This is a genomic window from Lentilactobacillus hilgardii (genome assembly GCF_009832765.1).
GTDB classification, from domain to species: Bacteria; Bacillota; Bacilli; order Lactobacillales; family Lactobacillaceae; genus Lentilactobacillus; species Lentilactobacillus hilgardii.
On record NZ_CP047121.1, the window covers coordinates 342,455 to 359,869 of the forward strand.

The following is a 17,415-nucleotide window of genomic DNA, read 5'->3' on the forward strand; positions in this document are numbered from 1 at the left end:
AAAAAACATCTTGAAGATTTTCTACTCCCAAATAGAAAATTTTCAAGATGCTTTTGTTTTTACTTATGTTTAGTTCCTGCATTTAATTCTGTAAAAGTGACACTGATGACCTTTGCTTCAGGCTTTTTGACTCTTCTGGCAGGATTGCCGACAACAGTTGTTTGATCAGCAACATCTTTTAAGACAATTGCGCCGGCACCGATCTTGCTTGAAGAACCAATCGTAATTGCACCTAATAGTTGGGCGTTGGCACCAATGAAAGCTCCTCGTTTGACATAGGGATGCCGTCGGCCTTCAACAGCTCTTCTGGCTCCCAACGTGACACCATGCAGGATTGTGACGTCGTCTTCGATGATTGCAGTTGCACCAATCACAACGCCTGTTCCATGATCGATAAAGACACGTTTACCGATTTGGGCTTCTGGAGAAATGGTGATACCGGTGACCTTAGCAGCATGTTGGCTCAACAATCCGGCAAGTGTATAAAGCCGATGAAAGGCAAGAAAGTGCGCCATTCGATACCAGAATAGTGCGCGAATTCCGGGATAGGTTAAAAGGACTTCTAAAAGACTATGGGCTGCCGGATCACGCTTCAGAATGGACCTTGCTGTTTGAAACATTATTTTTTCTCCCCTTAAGCTGGTTGAATCCGCGTTCCAAATCGGCCAACAGGTCTTTTTGATCTTCAACGCCAACGGAAAGGCGAATCAATTCATCTTTGATACCGTTTTTCAGTCGGATATCACGTGGGATCGAACCATGAGTCATTAGGGCAGGAATTTCAATTAAGCTCTCAAGGGCACCCAAGCTTTCAGCCAAAGTGATCACGTGAAGCTGTTCAACGAATTGTTTTGGATCAAGGCCGTCTTGAAGTTCAAACGAAATCATGGCACCAAAGCCGTGCATTTGTTTCTTGGCAACTTCATAATCGGGGTTGTCGGGATCTCCCGGATAGTAAATTTTGCTTACAAGTGGTTGATTGGAAAGGTAATTGAAAACTGCTTCCGCGTTAGCCAAATGAGCACGCATTCGCAAGGAGAGTGTTTTGATGCCGCGTTGAAGCAACCAGCTTTCTTGTGGTGCCAAAATGCCACCAATAGCATTTTGCAAATAACCGATTTTTTCACCTAATTTTTCATCTTTGGTGACGACCAAACCGGCAATCACGTCACTGTGACCTCCCAAATATTTAGAGGCACTGTGAAGGACGATATCAACGCCTTGCTCAAGTGGTCGTTGTACGTACGGTGAGGAGAACGTGTTATCAATGATGCTTAAGATGCCATGCTCCTTCGCAATGTTGGCAACTGCTTGGATATCAGTGACCCTCAGCAAAGGATTTGTTGGGGTTTCCAGGTAAATAGCTTTGGTATCAGGTGTAATAGCCTGTTCAACGGCGTTTAAATCACGCGTGTCAACGACTGTAAACGTCATGCCAAATCGTTTTAAAACAGCGTCAATTAATCGAAAGGTACCACCATAGACATCGTTACCGATAACGAAATGGTCTCCTGCAGAGAACATTGAGAAGACTGTGTCGATTGCTGCTGAGCCTGAGGCAAAAGCGAATCCTGCTGTGCCGCTTTCGAGTTCGGCAATTAATTTTTCAACCGCTTCCCGAGTAGGGTTGCCTGACCGGGAATATTCGTATTTGTTCTCACCGATTTTTTGTTGGTGGAAAGTTGATGCCATGTAAATCGGAACTGAAACTGCGCCTGTGTTTTCGTCTTCGCTGATGCCGCCATGAATTAATTTTGTATCAAATTCCATAATGAGTTACCTCTTTCTGTTTTCTATTTTTTTATTTTTAATCGTAAATATTTTCACTCATATAACGCTCGCTGCTATCTGGGAAAACAGTGACAATCGTGCTGTTTTCGGGCAATTGAGAAGCTACTTTTAAGCTTGCTGCTAATGCGGCTCCACTGGAACTGCCAATGAATAAGCCTTGGTGTTGAGCCATTTCTTTAACTTGGTTAAAAGCATCTGAATCAGGAATTGTTAAAGTTTGGTCGATTTGAACTTTCTCAAAGAATGGCGGGACAAATTCTACACCGATGCCTTCTGTTCGATGGGAATGAGCTGGCCCACCGTTTAAAATGGATCCTTCCGGTTCGACAACAACGGTTTGGGTGTTGTCATTTTGTTCTTTTAAATAACGAGCAATTCCGGCAAAGGTACCACCACTGCCTGCACCGGCAACGAATGCGTCGATCGGGCCGTCAATGTCTTCGATCAACTCCGGAGCCAGTGTGTGGTAGTAGGTGTCGGGGTTTGCAGGATTCTCAAACTGCATTGGAACAAAACTATTTGGTGTTTGTTCTTGGAGTTTATAAGCCCTTTGAATAGCACCCTTGATACCCTGATTACTGGGGGTGTTGATGAGCTTTGCTCCAAGTGCTTTCATCAATTGTTGCTTTTCAAAACTAAACTTTTCCGGTACGACTAGGATGGTTGGCAAGTGATGTTGTTGTGCGGCAAGGGCAACACCGATACCGGTATTACCGGCAGTAGGTTCGATAATGGTGGTTAGTCCCTCAGTGACATTGCCCTGGTTAATGGCATCCTGAATCATATACTGGCCGAGGCGGTCTTTGATGCTGCCGCCCGGATTAAACATTTCCAGTTTGGCATAAATATGGCTGTGGTTAGGCACATCGATTTGAAGATCAATTAATGGTGTGTGCCCGATAAGTTGTGAAACCGAATTGATTATCATGGTGAGTTCCTTTCTGAATGATGATACGATTGTTTGCCTGTCGGTTTTAGGAAGGATGACTTTTTTGATATAAAAAGGGCGCGAAATTCTGAAATCCAGAATTTTCGCGCCCTTAGTTCAACTCCAGCCAAGTGGACATTGAACTCTTTAAGGTCATTATTCCTCAAAAAATGTCAATGCTAACAGGCCGAACATCGCCAAAAACGCGTTGTTCGACAGCAACAATTAATCACATTAAACATTGATTGATTCATAATGACACCTCCGAAATTTTGTTGTCATCAATATACCTAATTCCGTGGTGGAAGTCAACCGTTTTTGAGAAGAAAAGTGAAAAAACGGTGAGAACAGGGCGGCTACTTTAATGAATATCTCATAAGCAGACTATGTTTAGGCGAGGTTAAGTAAGAATAAATATGCTAGTAAGGAATTAAACCAACAAACTGAAGTGATTATTGATATTCCAAAAACATACGACATGATATATAAAAACTTGATATATTATCAAAATTTAAGTAAACTGAATTCAACTTAAAGAACGCATGGAAGAGCATATTTGGAAAGGATTCGTTATGAATATTCAAAAGTTTATTGCCCGAAGAAAAGAGCTTGGCTTTTCTCAAAGCGAACTGGCAAAAGGGATCTGTACGCAGGCAACCATTAGTAAGTTTGAAAATGGTGGGAAGATGATTTCAACAAAAATTTTAACTCAACTATGCCAAAGACTAGGACTATCGCTGAGTGATATCTTTCCTGGCCCTGTTGATCGGGATTCCAAATTGTTGGAGAAACTTCATCAGGCGGAGTTTAATTTAATCACGATGGAATATGAAGATGTTGCAGCAACACTCTCTGATATTTCAATGGATCAAATGGATGACGATGATACAAAAATGGAATATTTGTTTATTAAGGGATATTTATTTGCACTTAGTGATTATCCGACAAGCGATGCCGTTTTTTGTTTTGATCAGATTTTAAATGGGTTAGATGAAGAACATCAGACAATCTTTTCTCAATTGGCGTATGTTGGTCTGGGAATTGCTTACGAGCATGGGAAAAATTTTGAGCGGGCAGATTTTTATTTCTCAAAGATGCCTCAACAGCTTCAAAATCAACGGATGTATGGCGTGGATGATATTTGGAAAACACTAACAATGTTGTTTTACACCGGCAACTATTATTCGTATCGAGAAGATTTTGTGACCGGAAATATGCTGTTGCAATCTTTAATTCATATGAGTTCAAAGCGACACGTCACTTTTTACGTGGCTCGGGCCCAGTTTCGACTTGCCCGTAATTTTGAGGGACAACATGTTAAACAGGCTATCATCAATGAAACAATTCGAGACGCTTACGCCTTTGCCAAATTTAACGGTAATCAAAAGCTGATTTCGAGAATTGAGCGGTATCAAAATCAATATAAAACTAAATAAAAACATCAGCCTTGGTCGTTCCTCGAAAGATAAAAACTAAGGCTGGTGTTTTGTTAAATAGTCTTTGCGCAAAGTTGAAATAGCACTGTTTGATAATTTCATTTTGTGTTTCAAATAGTTTTTAACTGAGCCCGATTGATGATCAATTGCTGAATAAGCGGCTCTTAAATACGATCTGCTTGCCATTTGGGAACGTTTTAGGTTTAGTAGTGTGCGACGGTTATGCGTTATTCTTTTTATTTGATGCTGTTCAATCTTATTAAAGGACCTTAATGCTTGATTTGATTGAAGATAGTTCTGAAAAATTGCCTTTTTGGGGACTCCTAAACTGGATAGGATTAACATTGTTGCAATTCCTGTTCGATCTTTTCCGTGAGTACAGTGGTAAAGCACGGCGCCTGAACGGTTGTTTAACAACAATTTGAACATTTTTTGATAGGTTTTGATGCTGTGACGATTGGTCACCATTTTTTTATAAAACAGCTGCATATTATTTGGCTGTCTGTGAGCTAACTGAACAGCGTATTGTTTTGGGCTGTGCACACCAAAACGGGGATCGGCCATGACGCTAAGATGATGAATGACGGCATATGACAGCTCTTTATCAGGCATTTGATGCATTTCAGCGGTAGAGCGAAAATCAATCACAACCCGTAAAGTGACTTTGCTTATCCAAGCGCCATTTGTCTTTGTAAGTGAGCTTAGAAAGTGAATCAGAACGAATCAGTCTATTTGGTTTGATAGTCATGCCATTTTTGGCTTTAATGCCACCAAGATCAAACGTGTTTGAAGTCCCGTGGAGTTGAACAGGGGTACCGTGAATGGATCGGGATTTAGCATAAACCTGGGACTGATTGACAGAATTGATGGTCATCATTGCAAAACCAGCAAGTATGAACAGGTCCCTTTTAAAAATAATGTTTGTCGCTTCTTTCTAAAATCTTTAACCTAATCATAACAGGAATTACAAATACTTTCCGATTGTTTTCAATGCCTTTTCCCGCTTTGCTGCAGATTGATCCTCCGCATTAAAGTTATACCAATTAACCTTCTTTAAACCGAGCTTTTTAAAGGTACCCCGTGAGAGGGCCTTTTCAATCGGGTTTCCATATTTCAAACGGTATAGTATTGTCGGAGTGCCGGAGACAGTAAAAAATTTAATTGTTGGATTCTTCGGTAAAACAATGCGGGGATGGGCGGATACTAGCCGATTTTTACTGAAAACCTTATCAATAAACCCCTTAGTCATGGCCGGCATAACTTCCCACCAGATCGGAAAGATAAAAATAAGATGGTCGGCCGATGATAATCGTTCAAAGTATTGATCCACCTGAGAATTGATGGATTGTTTTTTGCGCCAATTGGAAAGGTCGTTTTGGTGCATGACGGGATCAAAATGATCTGCGTGCAAATCAATCACATCGACTTCCTGATTCATTTCTTTTAAGCGATTGATTGTCGCTTTGGCCAGTGCCGCACTATAGCTGCGAAAATGGGGTTGATTATCACTAGCCGCCAAGGTATAGGGATGGTCGAAAATAATAACTGTTTTCATTGTTTAATAACCTTCTTTATTAACACGTGTAAGTTTCACTTTTTATTTTTCATTCCAAGGAATATAATCAGTATAAGCATTAAAAATAAAATGTCAAATACATTCCGAGGAATTTAAAAATGAAAAAGCAAAAGCTACTTAACGATATTCAAAATGAATTAACCATTTTTCGCAGCAAGGATGTTGATCAACGGATTTTAACAGTCATTAAAGACTCAAACGTTTTGCCGGAGCCTGTGATCAAAAACGTGACAATAAACGATTTACATGTCATTCAAGCCATTGGTCAGGAGGATGTTAGAATCTCGGAAATTGTTTCTAAATTGCCTTTAACCCAGGGAGCCGTTTCGAAGATCATTGCAAAATTATCCAAAGTAAACCTGATCATAAAAAAACATAAGCCTGATAATCGTAAAGATACGTACGTTAGCTTAACCGACGATGGCAAGAAAGCAAACCGGCTTCACATGGAGTACCATCAAAAAATGAATCAGAAAATCCAACAATTGGCTATGGATTTTTCGAAAGATGAGTTAAAAACAATTAACGATTTTTTGCGTAACGTTAATCAAATGCGAGAGTGAAATTAAGTAAGCACTAAATTTTTTGACTATTTTTTTTACTAATATGATAAGCGGTTTCATCAGCGTTAATTAACGAATCCTGTTTTACACACTTACAATTATTAAGTTAGGTGCTCCTAAATTCATATTTACTTTAGATTAGATTATGGTAGTATTGGATTTGAAATTAAAAGGAGGTACCTATGAAAAATGGTAAAAGATAAAGCTCCGAAGAAGCAACATTTGATTCACTATGCAAATGGACCTTCATTGGAAGAAATTAACGGAACAATTGAAGTTCCGAAGGGCCGAGGATTCTGGAAAACGTTGTTTATGTATTCGGGGCCTGGTGCATTAGTTGCCGTTGGATATATGGATCCCGGTAACTGGTCAACTTCAATTACTGGTGGTCAAAATTTCGAGTACCTACTCATGTCTGTTATCTTAATGTCGAGTTTAATTGCGATGTTGCTTCAATACATGGCGGCTAAACTGGGTATTGTGTCACAGATGGATTTGGCCCAGGCAATTCGAGCCAGAACCAGTAAAACGCTTGGGTATGTTTTATGGATATTAACTGAATTAGCTATTATGGCGACTGATATTGCGGAAGTTATTGGTGCTGCGATTGCCCTTTATCTTCTATTCCACATACCACTTGTTTATGCCGTATTTATAACGGTTTTTGACGTTTTGCTTTTGCTATTATTAACCAAGGTTGGTTTTAGAAAAATCGAAGCAATCGTTGTTTGCTTGATTTTGGTTATTCTTTTCATCTTCGTGTATGAAGTTGCACTTTCCAATCCGGATTTCGGTGCTATTTTTAAAGGCTTGATTCCAACCGGTCAAACATTTTCCGGCACGGATCACGTTAACGGATCAACACCTTTGACCGGTGCTCTTGGAATTATTGGTGCCACGGTTATGCCCCATAATTTGTACCTGCATTCTGCTGTTTCTCAAACACGAAAAGTTGATCACAGCGATCAGGAAGATGTTGCCCGAACAGTTCGTTTCACAACATGGGATTCCAACATTCAATTATCATTTGCCTTTGTTGTCAATTCATTACTGTTAATTATGGGTGTTGCGGTATTTAAGACAGGCGCTGTGAAGGATCCATCATTCTTTGGATTGTTCCAAGCTTTGTCCAATAGTTCAATGTTAAGTAATGGTTTACTGATTGCCGTTGCAAAATCCGGTATCTTGTCAGTCCTATTCGCTGTTGCATTGTTGGCTTCAGGCCAAAATTCAACTATTACCGGTACCTTAACTGGTCAGGTTATCATGGAAGGGTTTATTCATATGAAGATGCCTCTTTGGCTTCGTCGATTGGTAACCCGTTTGATTTCAGTTATTCCTGTTCTGATTTGTGTTGCCATGACAAGTGGTCAAACGGCTATTCAACAACATGAGGCCTTAAACACACTGATGAATAACTCTCAAGTCTTCTTAGCCTTTGCACTGCCCTTCTCAATGCTGCCATTGTTAATGATGACTGATAATCCTAAGGAAATGGGAGACCGGTTTAAAAATACAATGTGGGTTAAGATTCTTGGCTGGATTTCTGTTTTAGGTTTAACTTTCTTAAACATGAAAGGACTTCCGGATAATATTGCCAGTTTCTTTGGTAACAATCCTTCTGCAAGTGAGTTATCATTAGCTCATACGATTGCTTACGTTATTATTGCCGGCATTATCTTACTTCTTATTTGGACCATTTATGATATGTGGTCAAGCAGAAACAAGATGCCAAAACGGTTTGAAACGACCGAAGAGCATTATGATGAAAGTAAGAGTGAAAATTAACTTTAAAGTTATCGGAGGGTATACATCAAATGGATAATGAGAATTCTCCACACACAAAATTTAAACGAATTTTAGTAGGTGTTGATGACTCACCTGATGCTCAATTAGCTTTTAGGTATGCAGTTTCTGAAGCTCGTCTGTCGGGTGCATCGTTGGTCATCGCTTCAATTCTTGAAAATGAAGAAATGAATGTTTATCAGGCGCTAAGCAAAGATTATGTTCATGGTGAGCGAAAAGAATTAGTTGCCCATCTAAAGGAATATCGAGATTTAGCACTACGTTCCGGTGTTAAGACTGTTGATACGGTTGTCGAAGAGGGAGATCCCGGCGAAACAATCGTTAAAAAGGTGATTCCTGCTGTTAAGGCCGACTTACTCATTGTTGGTTCACTTTCGAAAAAGGGTGTTCGAAAGTATTTTGGATCACAGGCAGCCTATATGGCAAAATATGCACCAATTTCAGTAATGGTTGTTCGTTAGAACTAAATTGATGCAACTCGTTACTTTCAAGAATACAATTGAAATGAATTGAATATACGATAAAACTGAAGGGAGCTAAGTGCAATTAATATTTGTACCGGCTCCCTTTTACATATTTTACCGTAGATACTAGGGGATGGATTTAGATGGAACTTACAGAAAAGAGCCGAAAATGGTTTGTAGCAACGTTACTATTAGGTACGTTTACGATGTCGATTAGTCAATCATCGCTTTCGACGGCTTATCCAACATTTATGCGGTATTTTAATTTGCCGGCCAGCACGGTGGCTTGGTTAACGACAGGATTTATGTTGATCATGTCCGTAGTAATGCCGCTGTCACCATGGTTGATGGATAACTTTAAATTCAAACCATTGTATCTTACTTTATTAGTTAATTTTGTGGTTGGAACGTTAATTGTTATTTTTGCACCGAATTTCCCAATAATGATGGTTGGGCGATTAATGGAAGGGTTTAGTGTCGGGGTACTTTTTCCTTCATACCAGTCCATTATTTTGGAGATTACACCACAAAATAAACGAGGTAGTGTCATGGGAACAGTTGGACTGGTTATGGGATCAGCACTTGCTGTTGGCCCGATTATCTCGGGAGTTATTTTACAAGTGATGAATTGGCAGGCAATCTTTGCTTTCTTCTTGGTTGTATTGTCGGTTGTTTTCATACTGGCTTTGAAAACGGTTGTAAGCCCATTAAAATTAAAATCAACCAACTTTGATTTTATTTCAGTCTTTATGTCATTGGGAATTATTGGATTGTTGTATTTTATTAACGAAATTTCTCATATGACAAGTGGAAGTTATCTTAATTGGATTATTTTGGGTGTTTCAATGATTCTGCTGTATCTATTTGTTCGCCGTCAGTTGAGAATGCCAGAGCCCTTATTGCGCTTGGACATTTTAAAGATTGGCAATTTTGACTTGGGAGTTGCACTGACTTCACTTTCTTACATGTCTTTAATTACAGTGACGATTATCATGCCGCTTTATTATCAACAAGCTCTTAGAATGACACCGTTTTGGTCAGGAATGGCATTGGTCCCGGCCGCTGCTCTTCTTTCATGGCTGAATCGCAGAAGTGGTCAATTGGCCGATAGGATAGGGTTCAAACCGGTTATTACAATTGGCTTTGGCTTGTTTATTGTCGGCTGGGGGATGCTACTGATTCTCTCTGGTTTAAAGAGCGTTTGGGTTGCCATTATTTGTTCAATGATAATTGAAGCCGGAAATGCGTTTGCAATGATGCCTGCGACGACATTAGGAGCCAATTCATTAACAAATGAGTTAATTCCCCACGGCTCTTCGATTATTGCAACTTTCCGACAGATTCTTGGATCTACTGCAATTGTGTTAGCAACGGTTATTCTTGGAAATGGTAACTTTAATGCAGTATTTGCAACATTCTTGGTCATGGAAATTGCCGCAATGGGGTTGGCAATGATGATTAAGGATACGACTGCCGAACGGGTCGCAGAGGCAAGATAATTATTTCCAAAACTGGATAAAATTATAAAATAATGAATAATTTTCAAGGGCACAGTATTGATACTGTGCTTTTTTAGTTGCTTTTATTTTGTGAATGTAAAATATTTACACGAAATATTTTAAGCTATAGTTGACTATGTACTCACTTTTGTAAATCACAAAGTAATTTATTGTAACCACTTTCAAAGTGTGCTATTCTTCTAATAGACGCATAAATGTTTATCACATGATAATACATAGACAGTTAAACCTATGCATGGGTGACTGTCTGAGATTGTGAGACGTTTGAGAAGTCTATATTTAGGAGGAAGCATATTATGGCATACAAAACTGTTAATCCTTACAACAATGAAGTCGTAAAGGAATATCCTAATGCAACAGAAGATCAATTGCAGGAAGCACTTGCAACGGGACATGACTTATACAAGACAATGCGTAAGCAACCGATTTCAGAGCGTGCTAAGATTCTTCATAATGTTGCGGCAAAGTTACGTGAACATTCGGATGAATTAGCAAAAGCTTGTACGGTAGATATGGGAAAACTTTACCGTGAATCAAAGGGTGAAGTTGAACTGGTTGCAATTATTGCTGACTGGTTTGCCGATCATGGTGAAGACTTATTGAAATCCGAAAAGATTGATACCATTGCGACCGGTGAGGCGGAAATTCGTCATCAATCAACCGGTGTGATTATGATGGTCGAGCCTTGGAACTTCCCTTATTATCAGATTATGCGTGTATTTGCACCAAACTTTATGGTAGGTAATCCTATGATTCTGAAGCATGCTGCTAATACACCAACATCTGCTCAGATGTTTGCCGATGTTGTAGCTGAAGCAGGTGCTCCAAAGGGTTCATTGACTAATTTGTTCTTATCATATGATCAAGTTACAGAAGCAATTGAAGACCCTCGTGTCCAAGGCGTTGCTTTAACCGGTTCTGAACGTGGTGGGACAGCTGTTGCCGGTGCTGCCGGAAAGAACCTCAAGAAAAACACAATGGAACTTGGCGGTATGGATCCATTTGTTGTTTTAGGTGATGCTGACATGGATGCGGTTAATGACATTGCATGGCGTGCACGTCTTTATAACTGTGGACAAGTATGTACCTCTTCCAAACGATTCATTGTTATGGACAACGTCTATGACGAGTTCTTGGATTCATTGAAGAAACATTTTGCTGCTGTTAAGCCGGGTGATCCAATGGATCCTGCAACGACTTTAGCACCAATGAATACTGAAAAAGCTAAAAATAAACTGCAAAGCCAACTTGATGATGCGATTGCTCACGGTGCAAAAGTTGCTTATGGTAATGAACATATTGACTTACCAGGCCAATTCTTCATGCCAACAATTTTGACTGATATCGATAAAGATAATCCAGCATTTAAGACTGAATTGTTTGGCCCAATTGCTTCTGTTTATAAGGTTCATAGTGAACAAGAAGCAATTGATATTGCTAATGATTCTCCTTACGGCTTAGGTGGCATCGTATTTTCAGGTGACGCCGATCACGGTGCAGAAGTTGCCGGTCAAATCGAAACCGGAATGGTCTTTGTTAACAACTTCATGGCAACCTTACCTGAATTACCATTTGGTGGTGTCAAGTTGTCAGGCTATGGCCGTGAAATGAGCCACATTGGTCAAATGGCATTTGTTAACGAACAATTAATCGTTAAAACAGACAAACCAGATTTAGGTAATTTGGCTGGTGGTCTTGTGGCAACAGATCCTGAATAGTGGATTGATGATAAAACCTTAACATGATATTTTTGTATTGTTTTGAGAATAACTCGTCTGCGACACCGGACTTCTCACATTGGCGTCAAACTGATGACTCTTTTCGGTGTAGCAATACCAACTTTACAGTTATTAAATATTAATGACTGATCTCATTCTCCTTAACAAAAAGATCGATTGACAAGTTTAAATTGTCGGTCGATCTTTTTTGCATTCAGGAATATAGTTATTTTTTATATTTGCCTGGTGATATGCCAACATATCTTGTAAACGCCCTAATAAAATTACTATAGTTTCCAAAACCGCATTGATTACAGGCGTCTGTGACTGATTTTCCAGCTTTCAGTAGTATCTTTGCTTGGTTGATTCGACTTTCACTGATGTATTTATGAATCGATAAGCCCATGTATCGTTTGAAATAGCGGTTAAGATAACTTTGATTTAAATAAAAATGCTGACTAATCGCCGATAAACTTAAATCGTTAGCTAAATTAGTATCAATGAATCGAATCATATTTTGCAGCAATGCTGGAATAATGTTTTGGGGTTGGTTCGTGATATTGTCTACCTGATTAATTAATAGGAGAATATCTGACAGTAAAATTCGTTCCCGGATATCATTTCCGAAAGCAGTTGGCTGATCAAGCACTGCAATTAATTTATCGCAAAGTGAAACAAACTCAGACAAATCTGTTTCATTCAACTTAAGAATGTTGATTTCTTTTGATTTGTCAACCTTGAAACACGTTGATAAGTCGGTATCAAAGGTTGAAAAATCCTTTACGAGATTAGTCCGAATATTTAAAAAGATGCGTTCATACAGACTGTCATCGTTAGTGACGGCTCTATGCCAATGACCGTTGGGGATGGCAACCAAATAGCCGCGTTTCATTGGGTAAGCGGACGCACGGGTCCAAAAGGTGGCATTACCGGCTAGAAATAAATAAAGTTCGTAGTGATTACTATGCTGGTGAAACGGTGTATCGTGATATCGACTTTGATTGTGGGCACAAACAACGTCCTCATTTATCGTGCCGTCTGCCGGCATATCAATAATATTCATCAGCAAAACCTCCTTTTTTGCAATAGTAAGTTGCGAAAACTGACAAAAGCGACACTTTTTGGTAGCGCTATCAATTACGGTGAAGAATTGTTATCTTTTAAATGTTCCTTTTTGCAATAAATGAATGTTGAATTGCAAAGAACATGCGAAATAAATCGCTTACAATTATCAGTGTACAAAAGATTAACCATTAAGTAAACAGGTTCTTCAATACAGCAATTATTAACTCTATATTTAATCAATATTGTCCGGTGTGTTTCCTGTTTACTCATTGCAATGGTTAAAAAGATGATTGAGGTCAAATGAAAATTCGGCATTAATCAGAAGTGTAAGCGGATTCTAAGACTATAGGAGGGTTCTTCGATAATGGATACAAATAATAAGCAATCAGTTGTTCACGATGGCTGGGATGAATACGCCAATAAGCGGATTTATCAGAGTCGTGGCAAAGTTGGTATTTGGCGTTCACTTGGATTTGGTGCTTTCTCATTTTTCAGTATTTCGATGCAGGGACTGGTTGGGGCTTGGTTGATGTTCTTCTACACCACCTTTGCTGGTTTAAGTGCCGGTCAAGGAGCTACTATTTTCCTGATTGGTCGTGTGGCAGATGCCATTGTTTCTCTGATAATGGGAAATATTTCAGATAATGTTTATAAATATAAAATAGGCCGGAAATACGGTCGGCGTCATTTGTTTATTTTAGCTGCGGCTCCCGCAGTTTTGATCGCAATTACGATGTGGGTTGCTGGAATGAACTTTTGGTATTATTTAATTACTTATCTGATTGTGACAGTTCTGATGTCGACACTTCAGATTCCTTGGGAAACGCTGCCTAATGAAATGACCAAGGACTTCAATGCGCGAACCAAGATGTCAACGACGCGAATGGTTTTAGCCGGACTAGGTGGTATGTTAACCCAATTTGTTCCTGCCCAATTATTCAAGTATTTTCCTAAGTCATCACCTGAACCCTATATCTTAATGCAAGTTATTTTTTCAGTTGCAACATTCTTCCTGATTCTGATTACTTACCACACTACTTGGGAACATTTTGTGACCAAGAAGGAAGCCAAAAAGCTTGAAGCTGAAGCATTGGAAGAAAATAATGGTCAGAAGCCTAATCTTAAATCAGAGCTTAAAAACTACTTCTCGACTTTTAAAATTAAGACGTTCAGATTACACATGGGGATTTATCTAAGTTCCTATTTCGCAACAATTTTGTTCTCCACTGTGTTCGTTTATTACATCGTCTACGTATTGAGAATGTCGACCAGTGTTTCGGGATTCCTACAATCTCTGAGTATCGTTTCAATTCCAGTAACGATTATTGCTGGCTTTGCAGTGACAAAGTTTACTTATCGATCACTTTATATCTTTGGCTACTCATTGATCTTGATAAGTGCGGCCAATTGGGCATTTGTTGCTTTGACACGTCCGGCACACATGATGGTCTGGCTGATTGTCGGTATGTCATTCTATGAAGTTGGACTGTACATTTTGTACTTTGCACCTTGGAACGTCTTTCCATTTATCCCGGACTTGGATACATTGGTAACTGGTAAGAATCGTGCCGGATTGTTTGCATCAGTGATGACCTTTATCAATCAAATTAGCCAAGGGCTTGCGTCGGTTGTTGCCGGGTATTTGCTTGATTTTGCACACTTCCGTCAATCAGCAAGTGGTGCGGTTTCTCAACCACAAAGTGCAACCAACATGATTATTTTCATCGTATCCGGTGGTGTCGGATTTATGATTCTGCTGGCAATGTTCTTTGCTGCTCGATTCCACTTGAGCAAGAAGACTTTTAAGGTTCTGGCTCAGGAACTAGGGCGTCTTCAAAAGGGCGGCAGCATGAAAGATGTTGATCCACACACCAAGGCGGTTTGTGAGGATCTTACCGGTGTTAAATATGATTCGATTGATTTTTGGAAGAAAAATGATAAGCCAACGATTCAAAAATAGCTTATATCAATTTTTAATTACAAATGGCATGAATCCGGAAAGCGATCGGACCATGTTGTTTATTATATATCGGGTTTATCGCTGAAATAGGAGGCTTCATTATGGCAGAAAATGGATCGAATTGGAAAGAAGCGTTAAAGTCTGAAACAACATTTAAAGACTTTATCACGAACTATTTTAAAGAACATCAGGAATTAAGCGGTTCATATGACATTCCGTCATACTATGAACATTACACTGTGCGACTGGATAGCCATGATGGATTGGTGATCACGTTGATAACAGGAATAAATCAAGCTGGAAAGAACGAGTCGACGGCATTACCGTTCAAGCAAACTGAAAAGATGTCTATTGAAGACTTCAGAAAATTAATTTTACACAAGAAATTTGCTGATCAGAATATGTCGTTAGCCGATGTCTTTCAAGTGGTTGCGGGTGTTCCAGACAGTGATGATCAGTAGTCATTAAAGGTGTTATCAATAGTAACGGATATTCAGAAGGGAGAAACAATTGGCTGAAAAAGCGTTTATTATCTCAAAAAAAACGATTGTAAAAGCATCCGATTTTAGGAATCCGGTGTTAAAAAACGCCAGTATGATTTTACAACGGGATATTGAAAAAGTAACTACAAAGGACGTAGATGAAAACCGAATTGAGCTGATACTTGATCCACAAGCAACGGTAGAAGGTGATGCTTACCGGATTGCATTCGTATCTGCTGATATCGTGAAATTGACAGCCAAGACTGCGCTTGGTGTTATGTACGGAGCCCTTGCAATCTCAAGGGAGATACTGGGTGTAGATGATTTTTGGTACTGGATGGATAAACTTCCCGTAACTAAAGACACAATTAAATGGACGAATTTTGATTTGCATCTTCCTGAATTTCAAACCAAATATCGTGGCTGGTTTGTTAATGATGAATTATTAATTATGGGCTGGGAAGACCATGATTCTCAAAGATACGTTTGGCAGCGAATTTTTGAAACAGCCTTGCGTGTGGGGTGCAACCTCATTGTTCCGGGAACGGACATTAATTCGCAAATCAATAGACAGCCGGCCAAAGAATTTGGCTTGATGATTGCACACCATCATGCTGAACCGTTGGGTGCTAAAATGTTTGCCCGGGAATATCCAACCTTAACGGCTTCGTTTATCAAGTATCCTGACTTATTTAGAAAATTATGGCGGGATGCCATTATGGAACAAAAAGGGACACCAACCATTTATAGTCTTGGCTTTCGTGGTCAGGGTGATAAGCCTTTCTGGCTGGACGATGACAGTCGAAAGTGGGATGATCACGCGATTGCCGACGTTATTAATGGAATTATTAAAGAACAATACAACATGGTAAAGGAACTTGATCCAGGTGCACCCATGGCCCTGAATGTGTATGGTGAATTAACCGGACTCTACAATAAGGGGCTGATTAAAGTACCAAATGATATTATTGAGATTTGGGCCGATAGTGGTTATGGGAAAATGGTATCCAGACGTCAGGGGTTGGATAATCCACGGTCACCTATTCTAGAAGCTGCCAATCCTGAACATCGTCAGCGGGGGATTTACTATCATGTGGCCTTTCATGATCTTCAGGCTTCCAATTTTTTAGGCTTGCTGTCAAATAGTCCGGCTTTTGTATCTTCTGAGCTAATGAAGGTTCGTCAGCATCATTTTGATACACTGGAATTAATTAATACCGGAAGCATCAAACCTCATATTCTCTATTTAAGAGAAGTTGCCAAGTCGTGGTTGACTGATTATTCGGCACGCAATAATGAAACTATTTTGAAAGATTATGTTACTCATTATTATGCCAAAAAGCGTGATGAGGTCGTTCAATTATATGATCAATACTGGCAAGCAATCGTTCAGTATGGACCACATACGGATGAAACGGCCGGTGATGAGTTTGCACCTTATTTAATTCGACGCCTTATTAAGGCTTGGGTTAGTGGTCAAGATAAATTGAGTGATGCGGGCTGGGTAGTCGGTGATGCAAAATTGGATAAATCATTGGAGAAATTGGATCAACTTATTACACCTAAACTAGCAGATTGGGATACTTTGTTACTGCAGGTTCGAGAATTATTATTGACGTTAGATCAGGAAGATTCCCGACGTTTATATGGGGATTTGTATTTAAGCGTGATTAATCAAGCACGTGGCTTAAAAGCATTTCATTTGGTCATTGAAGCATATCAGGAAGTGTCTAAAGCGAAGAAGTCTGATGATTACGTTAAGCCATTCTTGGTGACTGATGAAGCATACCGATACTTAAATGAAATTACGATTGCTGAAAAGACGAATCCATCAACAAAATGGCGTGACTTTTATAAAAATGATGGCTATAACAATGTGCCATTGGCCGTTTCACAGCTCGAATTCCTGCGTCATTACCTAAGAACGTTGGGTGATAGTGATGATGAAGACAAATGGGAGCACCACTTTATCAAGGCAACCGCGGAAGCCAGGGTGATGACATTGTCAAACACACGGCCGGCAATGAGTGATGATAAATTAGCTGAGAAACTTCGGGAACGATTAATTGATCATCTGTAAAAAAATCGGCTTATTGATGTAAATAG

The 17,415-nt window shown here is 39.5% G+C and carries 16 protein-coding genes; 9 read left to right on the plus strand and 7 right to left on the minus strand.

Going from position 1 to position 17,415, the window contains the following annotated elements; genetic code table 11:
• Positions 1-59: 59 nt before the first annotated feature.
• From epsC to GQR93_RS01590, 3 genes are read right to left on the minus strand one after another with little or no spacing between them, the layout of a single operon-like run.
• Entirely contained in the window at positions 60-620 is a 561-nt protein-coding gene (gene epsC / locus GQR93_RS01580; RefSeq protein ID WP_003551679.1) for a serine O-acetyltransferase EpsC, read from the minus strand.
• A complete protein-coding gene (locus tag GQR93_RS01585; RefSeq protein WP_003551681.1) occupies positions 586-1,770 on the minus strand; it encodes a trans-sulfuration enzyme family protein in 1,185 nt (394 codons plus the stop codon). The genes epsC and GQR93_RS01585 overlap by 35 nt, the downstream gene beginning before the upstream one ends.
• A 37-nt stretch (positions 1,771-1,807) precedes the next feature.
• Positions 1,808-2,719: a PLP-dependent cysteine synthase family protein gene (locus GQR93_RS01590; protein WP_003551682.1), complete on the minus strand. Its 912-nt coding sequence runs from the start codon at positions 2,717-2,719 to the stop codon at positions 1,808-1,810.
• A gap of 542 nt (positions 2,720-3,261) precedes the next feature.
• On the opposite strand from GQR93_RS01590, the gene GQR93_RS01595 reads away from it, so the two are divergent.
• Positions 3,262-4,155 (plus strand): helix-turn-helix domain-containing protein, encoded by an 894-nt coding sequence (locus tag GQR93_RS01595; protein ID WP_003551684.1) that lies wholly within the window; start codon positions 3,262-3,264, stop codon positions 4,153-4,155.
• Positions 4,156-4,191: 36 nt separating this feature from the next.
• On the opposite strand, the gene GQR93_RS01600 is transcribed toward GQR93_RS01595, so the two are convergent.
• The 3 genes from GQR93_RS01600 to GQR93_RS01605 form a co-directional block, all read right to left on the minus strand.
• Positions 4,192-4,767, minus strand: coding sequence for a tyrosine-protein phosphatase (locus GQR93_RS01600; protein WP_369074037.1), 576 nt, complete (start codon positions 4,765-4,767; stop codon positions 4,192-4,194).
• 28 nt (positions 4,768-4,795) lie between these two features.
• Entirely contained in the window at positions 4,796-5,032 is a 237-nt protein-coding gene (locus GQR93_RS15540; protein WP_003551688.1) for a tyrosine-protein phosphatase, read from the minus strand.
• A gap of 87 nt (positions 5,033-5,119) precedes the next feature.
• Entirely contained in the window at positions 5,120-5,710 is a 591-nt protein-coding gene (locus tag GQR93_RS01605; RefSeq protein WP_003551690.1) for an NAD(P)H-dependent oxidoreductase, read from the minus strand.
• A gap of 119 nt (positions 5,711-5,829) precedes the next feature.
• Here GQR93_RS01605 and GQR93_RS01610 point away from each other — a divergent pair, with 119 nt between their 5' ends.
• The 5 genes from GQR93_RS01610 to GQR93_RS01630 all read left to right on the plus strand — a co-directional run bounded on the left by GQR93_RS01610 (position 5,830) and on the right by GQR93_RS01630 (position 11,802).
• Complete coding sequence (locus GQR93_RS01610; RefSeq protein ID WP_003551692.1) at positions 5,830-6,294, plus strand: winged helix DNA-binding protein; 465 nt, start codon at positions 5,830-5,832, stop codon at positions 6,292-6,294.
• A gap of 189 nt (positions 6,295-6,483) precedes the next feature.
• Complete coding sequence (locus GQR93_RS01615; RefSeq protein ID WP_003551694.1) at positions 6,484-8,082, plus strand: Nramp family divalent metal transporter; 1,599 nt, start codon at positions 6,484-6,486, stop codon at positions 8,080-8,082.
• A gap of 29 nt (positions 8,083-8,111) precedes the next feature.
• Positions 8,112-8,561: a universal stress protein gene (locus tag GQR93_RS01620; protein WP_003551696.1), complete on the plus strand. Its 450-nt coding sequence runs from the start codon at positions 8,112-8,114 to the stop codon at positions 8,559-8,561.
• Positions 8,562-8,707: 146 nt separating this feature from the next.
• On the plus strand, positions 8,708-10,063 hold the full coding sequence (locus tag GQR93_RS01625; RefSeq protein ID WP_159298624.1) for an MFS transporter: 1,356 nt from the start codon (positions 8,708-8,710) through the stop codon (positions 10,061-10,063).
• A gap of 317 nt (positions 10,064-10,380) precedes the next feature.
• A complete protein-coding gene (locus GQR93_RS01630; RefSeq protein WP_003634401.1) occupies positions 10,381-11,802 on the plus strand; it encodes an NAD-dependent succinate-semialdehyde dehydrogenase in 1,422 nt (473 codons plus the stop codon).
• 226 nt (positions 11,803-12,028) lie between these two features.
• Here GQR93_RS01630 and GQR93_RS01635 read toward each other — a convergent pair whose 3' ends face one another.
• Positions 12,029-12,865, minus strand: a complete 837-nt coding sequence (locus GQR93_RS01635) for a helix-turn-helix domain-containing protein (protein ID WP_003551702.1) — start codon at positions 12,863-12,865, stop codon at positions 12,029-12,031.
• A 366-nt stretch (positions 12,866-13,231) separates the two neighbouring features.
• Between GQR93_RS01635 and GQR93_RS01640 the strand changes: the two genes are divergently transcribed.
• The 3 genes from GQR93_RS01640 (at position 13,232) to GQR93_RS01650 (ending at position 17,389) form a co-directional block, all read left to right on the plus strand.
• Positions 13,232-14,827, plus strand: coding sequence for an MFS transporter (locus GQR93_RS01640; RefSeq protein ID WP_003551704.1), 1,596 nt, complete (start codon positions 13,232-13,234; stop codon positions 14,825-14,827).
• A 101-nt stretch (positions 14,828-14,928) separates the two neighbouring features.
• Positions 14,929-15,288 (plus strand): hypothetical protein, encoded by a 360-nt coding sequence (locus GQR93_RS01645; protein ID WP_003551706.1) that lies wholly within the window; start codon positions 14,929-14,931, stop codon positions 15,286-15,288.
• A gap of 49 nt (positions 15,289-15,337) precedes the next feature.
• Entirely contained in the window at positions 15,338-17,389 is a 2,052-nt protein-coding gene (locus GQR93_RS01650; RefSeq protein WP_003551708.1) for a glycosyl hydrolase 115 family protein, read from the plus strand.
• Positions 17,390-17,415 lie beyond the last annotated feature (26 nt).